Here is a 12,241-nt window from a genome sequence, read left to right on the forward strand (position 1 = left end):
TGTGGGAGCTGTTTTTTCCCGCGACCTGCGCCTGTTGCGGTGTTGGGGGCACAGCTCTTCTGCGGAGAGGTGATGCTTTGAAGCAGCCGCAGAAAGCGGGGGTTGTGCCGCAGCGCAGCGGGCTGTGTACTGACTGTTCGTCTCGTGTGCAGGAGCGGCTTGCGCAGCCGTATCAGCCGTTGGTGCAGTATCGGCTCCCACCTGTCCTGACGGCAGGTAGTTATGAGGCTGAGGTGACGCGCACTGTCTTGGCGTTTAAGAACGCTGGTCGGCTTGATACTCTTCCGGAGTTGGGCGAACCGTTGGCGGCAGTAGTGGAGGCGCACCTTTGGGCTGCTTATCGTACCGGGCTGATAGCTCCGGGGGATACACTGCACTTGGTTCCCGCCCCGTCGTCGCCTGCGAGCGTGCGTCGCCGCGGTTATTCTCCGGCGCGGGAGTTATCGGATGAGGCGGCTCGCCGGGTCCGGGATCGGCCTCTGGCGCGTCGTTTGGGGGTTCGGGTGTCGGTTGCCCCGGTGCTGCGGGTGCGCGCTTCATGGGCTTCTTACGCTGGTGCTGGTTCTTCGGGTGGGCAGAAGGGACTGAACGCTTCAGAGCGTGCTCGTCGAATGCGGGGAATGATGCGTGTCTCGGGTACGGTCCCTGCAGGAATGCTGTGTTTGGTGTGTGATGATGTGTTGACTACTGGGGCCACTGCTGTCGAGGCGGTACGCGCGTTACGCCAGGCGGGTATACTCCCGTTGGGGGTGGCTACGCTTGCCTCTGTACCCTTGAAAACACAGGGTGATGAGCTAGTCGCATAGCCTAACCTGAGCGGTACGTGTGAGTTTTTTCTTTCTCTAAAATATTCGGTGGTGTCCGGTGACATGCACCATAAATCTGTACTAAAATGGGGGCAAGGAACCTCAAAGACGGGTTCCCGGTGCCGAACCCAACCGGGTGCGGTACAAAGCCCCCAAACCGGAGGGAAAGTATCGTGGAAGTCAACATCTACGGACGCAACATCAAAGTTTCAGAACGTCTGCACGATTATGTCGAAGACAAGGTGCAAAAGTTCGAAAAGCTCGGTGATAATGTCAGCGATATTGACGTAAAGTTCACCAAGGATGGCCATCTCGGCGGCAATGTTATTCGTGTTGAAATTACTGTGATTGGGCGCGGTCCGGTGCTTCGCGCTGAGTCTCAAGGTCCCGATAAGTTCGCGGTCTTCGATGAAACCTACGGCAAGCTTTTGGAGCGTCTGCGTCGTGCACGGGATCGTCGTAAGCTTCGTAAGCACGGCGGCAAGCATCCTGTATCCGTTGCGGATGCTACTGGCTCGATACCGGTGGTGGGTAAGACCGCTATTACCGAGATCCTGCTTCCGGATGTTCCTGTTGAAGAGGCGGCTTTCGACACAACCGAGGTGACGCTCAGTGATGAGGCAGCTTCACCCCTTGAGATCCGTCATAAGAGCTTCCCGGGCGAGCGTCTGAGCCCGGCGGAGGCTGTGGATCATATGGAATTGGTGGGTCACGACTTCTACCTTTACATTGACAAGGAGACCGGAGCCCCGGCAGCGGCATACCGCCGTAAGGGTTGGAGCTACGGCATTATTACCCTGACCGATGAGTAAGCAGGGGTTTTAGAGTTCGTTGTGCTCGGGGCGGGTTTTCCCACCCCGAGCCTTTTTCTATGGTGCGGGTAACATCCGGTGTGGGATTTCGTGCGCTCTACGAATAATATTGACGTAGAATCCGTCATTTAGGTGGCTCTGCCCTACAATAGTTAGGAAAGCCTCAACCGGGGTTCGCTTTGGCGTGCCCGTTGGGGAGTACGTGATGATTACAAGGAGCAATGGGCAGTGGCATCTTTCCTGGAGAAAATCCTCCGCACCGGCGACAAGAAGATTCTGAAGCAATTGGAGGAGTACACCAAGGCGGTGAACTCGCTTGAAGATAGCTTCGCTTCACTTACTGATGCCGAGCTACGCGCCGAAACCGATAATTTCCGAGAGCGCCTGGAAGACGGTGAGTCTCTCGACATTCTGCTGCCGGAGGCTTTCGCTGTGGTGCGTGAAGCATCCAAACGTACCCTTGGTAAACGCCACTACGATGTTCAGATTATGGGTGGCGCCGCCCTGCACCTGGGGAATATTGCCGAGATGAAGACCGGTGAGGGGAAGACTCTTGTGGCGACTCTTCCCGCATATCTGAACGCTCTTTCGGGTAAGGGCGTGCACGTGGTGACGGTGAACGACTATCTTGCGGAGTACCAGGCAAACCTGATGGGCCGCGTATACCGCTTCTTGGGCATGGAGTCCGGGGTTATTCTTTCTTCAATGGATTCTGAGGAGCGTCGTAAACAGTACGAGGCTGATATCACCTACGGCACGAACAACGAGTTCGGGTTCGACTATCTGCGCGATAATATGGCCTGGACGGCTGAGGAGCAGGTGCAGCGTGGGCATAACTTCGCGATTGTTGATGAGGTCGATTCGATCCTGATTGATGAGGCGCGTACCCCACTTATTATCTCCGGTCCGGCTGCGGGGGAAGCGAACCGCTGGTACGCCGAGTTTGCCCGCATCGCTAAGACTACCCTGAAGAAGGGTGAAGACTATGAGGTGGACGAGAAGAAACGCACCGTCGGCATCCTTGAATCGGGTATTGATAAGGTTGAGGATCACCTAGGCGTGAAGAACCTGTACGAGTCGAAGAATACCCCGCTGATTGGTTTCTTGAATAACTCAATTAAGGCAAAAGAGCTGTTCACCAACGATAAGGACTATGTGGTGGTGGACGGTGAGGTGCTGATCGTGGATGAGCACACCGGCCGTATCCTGCCGGGCCGCCGTTATAACGACGGTATCCACCAGGCGATTGAGGCCAAAGAGGGCGTCGAGATTAAGCCCGAGAACCAGACAATGGCCACGGTGACCCTGCAGAACTACTTCCGCATGTACGATAAGCTCGCAGGCATGACCGGTACCGCAGAGACTGAGGCCGCCGAGTTCATGAGCACCTACGAACTGGGCGTGGTTGCTATCCCCACTAATAAGGGTGTGCACCGTATCGATAACCCGGATAAGGTGTACAAGGATGAGGTCGCCAAGTTCAACGCTGTGGTGCGGGACATTAAAGAGCGTCATAAGAAGGGCCAGCCAGTACTGGTGGGTACCACCAGTGTTGAGAAGTCGGAGTACCTCTCACGCCAGCTGTCGAAAGAAGGCGTGCGTCATGAGGTGCTGAACGCGAAAAATAATGAGCGCGAGGCGCATATCGTGGCACAGGCGGGCCGTAAGGGCGCGGTGACTGTGGCAACTAATATGGCCGGGCGTGGTACCGATATTATGCTTGGCGGCAACCCCGAGTTCGAGGCCGTTGAGAAGATGAGTCAGCTTGGGCTGGATCCGAACACAAACTCTGAGGCTTATGAGGCCCGCTGGCCGCAGGTGCTTGAAGAGTGCGAGCGGGCGGCTAAGAAAGAACATGATGAGGTGAAGAAGCTCGGCGGCTTGTATGTGCTGGGTACTGAACGGCATGAATCCCGTCGTATCGACAACCAGCTACGCGGCCGTTCGGGCCGTCAGGGAGATCCGGGCGAGTCCCGTTTCTACCTGTCTTTGGCGGATGATCTGATGCGTCTGTTTAATACGACTGCGGCTACGCGCCTTATGTCTATGGCACCCGACGATTCGTCAATCGATTCAAAGATGGTTTCTCGCGCTATTGCTAATGCGCAGGCGAATGTTGAGGGCCGTAACGCTGAGCAGCGTAAGAACGTGCTCAAGTATGATGATGTGCTTAACCGCCAGCGTGAGGCTATTTATAAAGACCGCGCGCAGATTCTGCACGGGGATGATTTGAAGGATCAGATTTCCGGGTTCATTGATGAGGTAATTACCAGTGCCATTGATGCCCGTGTTGCCGAGGGGCACGCGGAAGACTGGGACTTTGAGGATCTGTGGGATGCACTGAAGACCATTTACCCCATTAGCCTGACTGTGGATGATATCGCTGAGGAAGCGGGGGACCGCACCCAGATCACCCGTGACCTGCTGGTGGAAGAAATCCTATCCGATGCTCACGTGACCTATTCGGAGCGTGAGGAGAGCGTTGGGGCAGAAGCGATGCGTGAAATTGAGCGCCGCGTGCTGCTTTCGGTGATCGGCGAACGTTGGCCCGAGCATCTGTACGAGATGGATTACCTGAAGGAAGGTATCGGGCTGCGCGCAATGGCCCAGCGTGACCCGCTGGTTGAATACCAGCGTGAAGGGTACGGTATGTATGAGGATATGCTGGGGGCCATCCGTGAGGAGACCGTCACTTATCTGTTCAATCTAGACTTGTCCAAGCAGCGCACTCAGGCTTCTGCCGTGCAGCTGCAGACTCCAAGCCGCCCGAAGTTCTTGCAGTATTCAGCACCTAGCGAGGATGGCGGCACGAGCGTTCGCGTGGTGAATAAAAAGTCGTAAGCTGAGTGCACCGCAACCTCCAAAGGGCTCCCGGAAAGATATATCTTTCCGGGAGCCCTTTGAAGGTTTTCTAGCGGTATTCGACAGTGGTGATATGCCAGGTTGAATAGCGTTCGATAACGCGCATTGCCATGGCACGCACTTTCACCCCGTCGTGCACTACAAGGGTGACTTCGTAGCCGCCTTTGGCATTATCAACTTTCTGTGCGCGGGAGCGCAGCACACGGGGGGTTGCGGTTCGTCGAGTCTGTGACCTCTGAGAGCGTATTGTCTGCCCGAGGGCCTGCAGCTCTGCGCAGCAGCTGGGGGAAAACCATTTACGGAATTGTTCAAGGGTGCGGTGCCCTGCGAGCATTTCAACAATCCCCAGGCACAGGCCCGAACAGAGTATCTCCACCGAGCGGGCTGCGGAATCTGAACGTTTGAGTGGGCGCCCAGTTCGCCGGGGTTTGCGGATTTTAACCCGTGCTGGCCGGTTGGCATCTGGGGTACCCATAATTTCTTGGGCATAGTCGGTGATAGGCAACAGGGTAAAGCCACTGGGAGCATAACGCAGGTTTGTGTGCGTGCTGGCCGTTGCATGGTGGTCTGCTGGGATGAGCGGGTTGTGTTCTGCATCGATCTTTTTGGCAGCGTGCATCTGTACCGCACGTGGTTTTTTCTCGGGCTGGATGGGTTGCCCAGCGGTCTGCCGATGACGGTCGTGGTGGAAGTTAGCGTAGAGAGTGCTCATTGGTTGTCTCCTTATCGGTGCAAAACATGCGGTCTGTTGTCAGTTTTATGAGGGCAATAGAATTCGCTGTCCTGGAAGAACTAAGTCTGGGTTATCCCCGATGGTGCTGCGATTATTTTGGTGTATACGTACTGTGTACTCTAGTATGGTTGCGTTTGATGCATTAGGGCCTAGAATGCGTTGCGCAATATTCCACAAGCAATCCCCGCGAACCACCACGTATTCACTGCCTTGCTGAGCTGATGCTGGCTGTACATGTGGTGTTCCTGTTCCGCCACCAAAGAATGGGCTGAGTGCTGGGCCGGTTTGCTGCTTGGTGGGCGGGTAGAAGGGGGTGGGCTCCGTTCTCTCCACCGCCGCAGTGTTTACTGTGGCTGTGGTGGTGGCTGGCGTTCCGACAAGGGCTGGGGCGGATACGCTGACTGGTGCAGATTGGGGAGATAGGCTTGCCGTCTCCGTTTGTTGGGCGGCCTGGGCTGGGGAAAGTACGGCTCCTAGCCCAAGGGAAATACCGCCCAGGGTAAGCACTGCATTGCGCATAAAACGGGGGAGTAGTAGTGTTCCGCGTTCATCACGATTAACTATCTGGGTAAGGCCCGAACGAATGCGATACAGGTAGCGTATAGCGAATGCGCAGCTGAGGAGCCACCATCCAAGTACGGCAAGTGCCGCAATAAATGTGCAGTACAGGGCAGCACTGGCAATATTTTGGGTGGTAAAAAGTGTGCTGGTGAAGAGAGAGGACGCTCCGGTGCATACGGCAAGTACAGGGATGGACACGCTAAGAATAACCTCTGCATCAACCTTTGTGTGCCTTTGTATCACGATTATCCTCCAATCATGTTGTTTGATGCTTTTTGATTCTATAAATACTATCCACTATAAAGAGGGTGTTTGTAAAGCTAATAGGTAATTTTTTATAGTTTATTTTTGTTTGCTACCTTCGGAATGCCCTTGAAGGGTTTCCGTTGTTGCTAGATTGCGCTTTGACCCCCTGTGTCCTAGGCTCAGTACTATGCGATTTGAAAAAGTCTTCCGGGATCTTGAGGTACGTTTGGCAGCGGAGCGGGTCCGTGATTTGGAGCTGGATGCCCGCCAAACTGCGCGAAGCGCCTACTCATCCGTCACCATGGTTGAACGACTTTCGGCTCATTTGGGCGGGTCTATACGCATTTGTGGTGCCGACACTAGAGTTCGGGAAGGACTTTTGGAGTCTGTGGGGGATGGTTGGGTGCAGGTCAATGCTATGGGGGAGAGCGTTATATTGCCGCTGCAGGGCGTGCTGTGGTGGGAAGGCTCTGAGCTTGCATTGCGTGCGGATGTGCGCCAGAAGGTGTACCGTTTGACTCTGCCCTTGGCTTTACGTGCTTTGGCGACTTCGCGTGAACTCGTAAAGATCTACATGGCGCATGGTGGAGTTGTGTGTGAGGGTGTTATTGAACGTGTTGGTGCCGATTTTGTGGAGTTGAAGGTGCTGACCGGTGGGGAATACCCGCGTTCAGACTCTTGGCGGGGTGCACAAAAGGGCGTAAGGATTATCCCTACGCCCCTTATAGGTGCTGTGGTTGCCCGCAGCTAGAAGACTAATCAACCTTAACGCGGGTTGCGGACATCTTGCCGGAAGCGATAGCTTCCACAGTCTGTGAGTGGCGCTCGTCAATATATTCTTCAAAACGAGTGCGTTCAATGCGCCACTGATTACGGCCACCAATCTGAATGGCGGGTAGTTCTCCACTACGAACGAGCGCGCGCACCTGGCTAAGAGAAACCTGTAATTCATCTGCAACATCGCTCAAAGTGAGAAAACGAGGGGCAGTCATCGTAGGCATCCTTTCTGTGGTAAGTCCTACTTCTCTAGGGGTGGGCATTATTTTCAAGAGAAAATTCTGCTGTTCAATTTCAAGTATAGGCTAAAGGATTCTCTAACACCAGCATTTTACGGGGTATTACACCAAAATCCTGTTCTTAGAGGCTTTATGTATGCAGGCAATCCTTCATCACCTCCGAGGTCTGAGAGGTGAATGAATATATATTACACTCCTTATAGGCCATTACTTGCTTTATGATACCACTTTATGCTGAGATAGAAGTCTACGCAGACTCACCAACTGCAAAAAACCACCTTTATATTCCCAGAGTCACGCCTGGGAATCCCCTGAAAGGCATAAACTTACCAATGCACAGAGATCTTCCGGTTAGTAACACTTCCGAACAGCGCGAGCCCTCAGCTCGTCTGCAGCGTCCCGGTATTAAAGATCCAAAGCTCCTGATGGGTATCCTGCTTATTCTGGTTTCCATAGTCGGTGTTATCGCAGTTATACAGCTCAATAACCACACCACACAGTATTATGCTGCTAAAAGTGATATCCATGTAGGCGATAAGATTACTTCCGACATGCTGACTCCGGTCGATGCCAATTTAGGCTCATCCTCAGAGCGATACATTACTTCTGAAGAGGTCAATAAAGGCGATTTGATGGCAACCCGGTATATTGCCAGCGGTGAGATTATAGGGAAAGATTCTACAGGTACTAACGTGCGAGAAAATCGCCGACTAGTTACCGTGACCATTGACCGTGGCTCGGCCTCCGCGCTTAAAGCGGGAGAGCAGGTAGACGTATGGGCTGTGCAGCGTGACACCGTTGTTGCCACCGCGCCGCAACCGTCTCCTCAGCCATCTGCTTCAGCGAGTATCGATTCGCGGGATAACCCCTCTACCTCGGCAAGTCCTTCCTCTGAAAGCCAGGGGAGCGACGGCTCTTCTCCCATTGTTAGCGGTGCCGAAATATCCAGTATCTCAAAGGAAGAAAGCGTCCTTGGGGCGAACGGCAAAGCGACAGTGCAGCTGTGGGTGAATCCTAACGCCGTATCCAGTATTGTTGAAGCGAACGGTAGTGAAGCAAAGATCACTCTTGTCCCCGTTGCCCTCGGAAGGGGAAATTAAATGAACATACCCGTCATTCTCTATGGGGACGATGGAACTCTGCTGCACGGTATAGAATCACAGCGTGGCGCCGTGAGCGTTGCGCGCACCACTGATGACCTAGCAGAGGCTCTGGGGTTCGCACAGACTGGAATCGCACGGGTATTACTATGCGCGGTGCCTGTCACGGACCTTACTGCCTCTATGGTCGCGGCCCTAGCTGAGGCCGAAGTACGGGTTGTTATAATCGCTGACCCGCGAGATAAACTGCCGTTTGGGGCTTACTGGGCGGATTCTAATGCTGAATTGGCTGACGTTCTCAATACCCTAGAACAAGCCTCTCTAGGCACCATACTTGCTGTGGGGGAACAGCCACGCCCACAGCTTGCGGCCTCACCTGATGGATACGGGTATGACGCTGCCTATGGGTACAGTATTCCGCAAACACAACAGGCTCCTTTAGAAGCCCCGGAGGCGCCTCAGCCCCACAATTACACAGTCGAGCCCATTGAAGAGCCCACCACGGTTATAGGGAACACGGAGCCTGAGAGCGCTCCACAGAACCCTCAGACGTATGTAACCTACCGCGCCTACCGATACGACCCTCACGCCGAAAAAGCAGCCCGTGAGGTCACGGAAGTGATTGCATCGGATGACTCGTCTGAACTATTAGCAAACGATGCTGATAACAGTGGTGCAGAAGCCGCTAATACTGAGGAAAAACACGCGCTCACACCACAACAGCAGCAGGCGGCGGAACTCAACCCTGAAGAGGCAGTACTTAATGAGGCAGCCGCCATTCTGAACGGTTTTGACCCCACCCAGCCTGATACAAGCTGCACCGAAACAGACTCTGCCCGCCAAAAGGCGGATACCACCCAGCCGGAAAAAGCAGAATCTGCCGAGCAACAGCAGCAATACCCTAAGCCTCCATACGAGGCGAATATCGACGAACAAACGGGTTACCTTGGTCAATGGGAGGAACAGGAACAGCCAGGTGTATCATCTCCCTACGAGCCGCAGGAGTATCAGGATCAGCCTGAACCGTGGGGGTATGAGTCTGCCTCAGATACCGGCCAATTTGGGCAGGAAACCTCCCAGGGGTTTGCTCCATACTCGGGACAGGCGCCCCAGGATAGCTTTGGGTATACGGCTCCCGTTGATGCAACCGGCTATGCGATGCCGCCTCAGCCTTCTGTCGAATGGCATACGGTTCCTGCTGAGCAGATGCCCGCCCTTGGGAATGAAGGCCAAGGCTATCAGCCGCCCAGCTACAGCCAGAACAGTATGTATAACCAGCAGAATGCGCAGCAGCCGGGGATCTCCTCTGCCAACACCATACAGCCCCGCCGTGGGACTGTTCTTACTGTTTGGGGCACAGCTGGGGCTCCTGGGCGTAGTACATTGGCCCTGAATCTGGCATCCACAGCCGCTGCTGATGGGCTGAAAGTTTGCCTTATTGATGCCGATACTTACAATCCTTCGTTGAGTCCTCTGCTGGGGCTTTTGGACGAATACTCCGGCATATCGCAAATGTGCCATTTTGCGGATCGGGCTTCTCTGACCGAGCAGAATGCCCGTGAGGCACTGTGCTCGGTGGCGTTAGGGAAGTACAGCATTGACTTTTTGAGCGGCATTACCCGGGCTAACCGCTGGCCCGAGTTACGGGCTAAGTCATTAGCAGCAAGCATTGACTGGCTCGCCACACGGTACGATGTGCTCATAATTGACGTCGCATCGTGTATTGAGGCTGACGAAGAGCTCAGTTATGACGGCCCGGTTCCCCTGCGAAACGGGGCGGCTATCACCGCTCTTGAGAAGGCCGATCGTATTGTGATGCTTGGTAATGCTGATGTCATTGGTGTGCCCCGACTGATACAGGCGTATGAGCAGCTGCGAGACGGGCCGTATGATATTTCCCCGCTGACCCGTATCGATCTGTGGCTGTGCAAGGTGCGTTCCGACGCGAGCGGACACGGGACAGTTGGTGAGCTGCGCCGCGCCTGGGAGAGGTTCGGCCCGAGCGTGGGGCTAACCGGCTTCTTGCCGTATGACCGTAAATCACTCGATAAGGCGTGGATGCGCGGCCAAACCCTACAGGAGTGTGCGCCTAAAAGCCCACTGACGCGAGGGATCAATGACTTGTATCGTAAGCTAGATATCGCTTCTGGATACAAACAACCTCAAGTAGCTGTGCCTGCTTCACCGTCTGCACATGAGCCTGCCCCTGCTCCTATTCGCCCGCCGGTTGTTGACACAAATCAGCAGCAGAATCCTATGCCTGCATATCATGGGGCACCGGCACAGCCTGAGCAGGATGCTGCTAGCCAGCCTCTTCAGCCGGAGAAAAGTGGGGGAACTCTGAGCCGTCTTTTCGGGGGCCGCAAGAAGAAAAACTAGGCTCTGTACGGTGCTGCCTTGTACGTTTGTACACGCTGGACGCCGTAGAATAGGAGAACCCGCCTAAGCCTAAGGAGCATAGCTATGTCTTTCACAGAGAGCATTCTTAACGCTGGCGATTTCGGCCCTGGAGACACCGAATGGATACACCTGATCATCGGTGAGTGGCAGATTATTGCCGATGTGGCTCATAGTGATTTGGTGCTATGGTTCCCTACAGACTATGTGGTGGCTGACGGTAGCGTACCCGATAGTGTGTCGGGCCCGTCGATCACCAGTAATTTCTCTGCTATCGCGCACGTGAGGCCTTCAAACGTGCATACGCTTTTCCATCACGACCCGATTGGCACGACGATGGGAGAGACGATGCGTCTAGCAGCGTTGCACTCCTGGACTGAACAGAACATTATCTCGTTCGCGGACGATGAGCCGAGTGAAGGCCTAGCCGAGGTGATGATTAAAGTTGTTCCTATAGTGCGTAATAGCCGCACAATCGCCCTGTTAAGTGTTCATACTGTTCCTTTGGTGAGTCGTAAGCCAGCTCGCACTGAGAATATTTATTATAAAGTCGCAAATAATATGCTCGAAATGGTGCATGCAGGCATTTGGCCTGATTCGTTGGCGCATGAGAACAATACACGCGGTAACCCGCGAGTTACTGACGGTATCATTCTGATTAATGACGCAGGAGACGTCACCTTCGCCTCACCCAATGCAAATTCAATGTATGCCCGCATGGGCTTAGAAGGGTACCTAGAAGATCTGAACTTAGCGAACGTTACCCGTGATATGCTCCCGGCGGGGGAGGAAGCTGATGAAACTCTGCAGCTTGTGCTGGCTGGCCGTGAAGATGCCCGAGCTGAACTGCACATTGGGAAAGTTCGCATCACTTTACGTGCCATCCCGCTGGAGCGAATCACCCCATTGGGGGTGGAAAGGCACGGGGCGCTGCTGCTGTGCCGGGATGTGACGGAGCTGCGTCGCCGCGAACTGGAGCTGATGACAAAAGACGCGACTATTAGAGAAATTCACCACCGCGTCAAAAACAATCTGCAAACGGTCTCCGCACTGCTGCGACTACAAGCCCGTCGCATGAGTACCCGAGAGGCGAAACAGGGACTGGAGCAGGCGATGCGCCGCGTTTCGACGATCGCCACCGTTCATGAGGCACTCTCGCAGGGTCTCGCGCAGAACGTAAACTTTGATGAACTCGTTGAGAGGCAGTTTCACTTAGCGGCAGAGCTCGCCTCCCCGGGACAAGAGATTAACACCCGGCTTCTTGGATCGTTCGGTTATCTGCCGAGCCAGTTTGCCACCCCTTTGGCGCTTGTTATTAATGAGGTTGTGGCCAACGCCGTGGAGCACGGCCTTAATGGGGGTGCTGGAACGGTCACCCTAGAAGGAATTCGTTCCATGAATGAGGGGGGTGAGGACACTCTCACCGTCATTATCACTGACGATGGTCAAGGGATGGGGGGAGAGCCCATTGAGGAGTCCGGGGCTGAAGCATACCGGCCCAGCACAGGTAATGAGGGGCTGGGGATGCAGATTGTGCGCACCCTTGTGGCTAGTGAGCTCAACGGTTCTATCCGGTGGGAGCCGCATGAGCCTGCTGGCACCCGGGTGATTATTAGTGCCCGACTTAATTAAGAACACCTAAGACTACAAGCCATATGGCTAGAGTAGTTTTATCGTAGTTATGCTGGGGTAACAAAACGCGGCTTCC

Annotated in this window: 9 protein-coding genes; 7 read left to right on the plus strand and 2 right to left on the minus strand. The window is 54.5% G+C overall.

All coding sequences use genetic code 11. From position 1 onward, the window contains the following. The first annotated feature begins 77 nt into the window (after nt 1-77). The 3 genes from D8M41_RS01990 to secA all read left to right on the plus strand — a co-directional run bounded on the left by D8M41_RS01990 (nt 78) and on the right by secA (nt 4,459). Nucleotides 78-806, plus strand: coding sequence for a ComF family protein (locus D8M41_RS01990; protein ID WP_161970764.1), 729 nt, complete (start codon nt 78-80; stop codon nt 804-806). Nucleotides 807-979: 173 nt separating this feature from the next. Continuing rightward, nucleotides 980-1,618 (plus strand): ribosome hibernation-promoting factor, HPF/YfiA family, encoded by a 639-nt coding sequence (hpf, locus tag D8M41_RS01995; RefSeq protein WP_006889156.1) that lies wholly within the window; start codon nt 980-982, stop codon nt 1,616-1,618. A 228-nt stretch (nt 1,619-1,846) separates the two neighbouring features. Further along, nucleotides 1,847-4,459, plus strand: a complete 2,613-nt coding sequence (secA, locus tag D8M41_RS02000) for a preprotein translocase subunit SecA (protein ID WP_126926307.1) — start codon at nt 1,847-1,849, stop codon at nt 4,457-4,459. Nucleotides 4,460-4,529: 70 nt separating this feature from the next. Here the strand turns inward: secA and D8M41_RS02005 are convergent, their stop codons facing one another. Continuing rightward, nucleotides 4,530-5,192: an Rv3235 family protein gene (locus D8M41_RS02005; protein WP_023134044.1), complete on the minus strand. Its 663-nt coding sequence runs from the start codon at nt 5,190-5,192 to the stop codon at nt 4,530-4,532. A 1,015-nt stretch (nt 5,193-6,207) separates the two neighbouring features. On the opposite strand from D8M41_RS02005, the gene D8M41_RS02010 reads away from it, so the two are divergent. Continuing rightward, the gene (locus D8M41_RS02010) at nt 6,208-6,771 is read left to right on the plus strand and encodes a hypothetical protein (RefSeq protein WP_006889176.1); all 564 of its coding nucleotides are present in this window, start codon (nt 6,208-6,210) and stop codon (nt 6,769-6,771) included. A gap of 4 nt (nt 6,772-6,775) precedes the next feature. On the opposite strand, the gene D8M41_RS02015 is transcribed toward D8M41_RS02010, so the two are convergent. Beyond that, a complete protein-coding gene (locus D8M41_RS02015; protein WP_006889133.1) occupies nt 6,776-7,012 on the minus strand; it encodes a helix-turn-helix domain-containing protein in 237 nt (78 codons plus the stop codon). Between the two features lie 356 nt (nt 7,013-7,368). Between D8M41_RS02015 and D8M41_RS02020 the strand changes: the two genes are divergently transcribed. The 3 genes from D8M41_RS02020 (at nt 7,369) to D8M41_RS02030 (ending at nt 12,165) form a co-directional block, all read left to right on the plus strand. Next, on the plus strand, nt 7,369-8,136 hold the full coding sequence (locus tag D8M41_RS02020) for an SAF domain-containing protein (RefSeq protein ID WP_126926308.1): 768 nt from the start codon (nt 7,369-7,371) through the stop codon (nt 8,134-8,136). Further along, nucleotides 8,137-10,515 carry a hypothetical protein gene (locus tag D8M41_RS02025; RefSeq protein ID WP_126926309.1) on the plus strand — a complete coding sequence of 793 codons (2,379 nt, stop codon included), beginning with the start codon at nt 8,137-8,139 and terminating at the stop codon, nt 10,513-10,515. Nucleotides 10,516-10,599: 84 nt separating this feature from the next. Continuing rightward, nucleotides 10,600-12,165, plus strand: a complete 1,566-nt coding sequence (locus D8M41_RS02030; protein WP_126926310.1) for a sensor histidine kinase — start codon at nt 10,600-10,602, stop codon at nt 12,163-12,165. Nucleotides 12,166-12,241: the final 76 nt, after the last annotated feature.

Origin of the sequence: Rothia sp. HSID18069 (assembly GCF_003989155.1) — a bacterium.
Classification (GTDB): domain Bacteria; phylum Actinomycetota; class Actinomycetes; order Actinomycetales; family Micrococcaceae; genus Rothia; species Rothia aeria.

Coding starts and splice junctions, on each gene's coding strand:
- D8M41_RS02015 (WP_006889133.1), bottom strand. CDS start 7,012: ATGACTGCCCCTCGTTTTCTCACTTTGAGCGATGTTGCAGATGAATTA.
- D8M41_RS02020 (WP_126926308.1), top strand. CDS start 7,369: ATGCACAGAGATCTTCCGGTTAGTAACACTTCCGAACAGCGCGAGCCC.
- D8M41_RS02025 (WP_126926309.1), top strand. CDS start 8,137: ATGAACATACCCGTCATTCTCTATGGGGACGATGGAACTCTGCTGCAC.
- D8M41_RS02030 (WP_126926310.1), top strand. CDS start 10,600: ATGTCTTTCACAGAGAGCATTCTTAACGCTGGCGATTTCGGCCCTGGA.
- D8M41_RS02010 (WP_006889176.1), top strand. CDS start 6,208: ATGCGATTTGAAAAAGTCTTCCGGGATCTTGAGGTACGTTTGGCAGCG.
- D8M41_RS02005 (WP_023134044.1), bottom strand. CDS start 5,192: ATGAGCACTCTCTACGCTAACTTCCACCACGACCGTCATCGGCAGACC.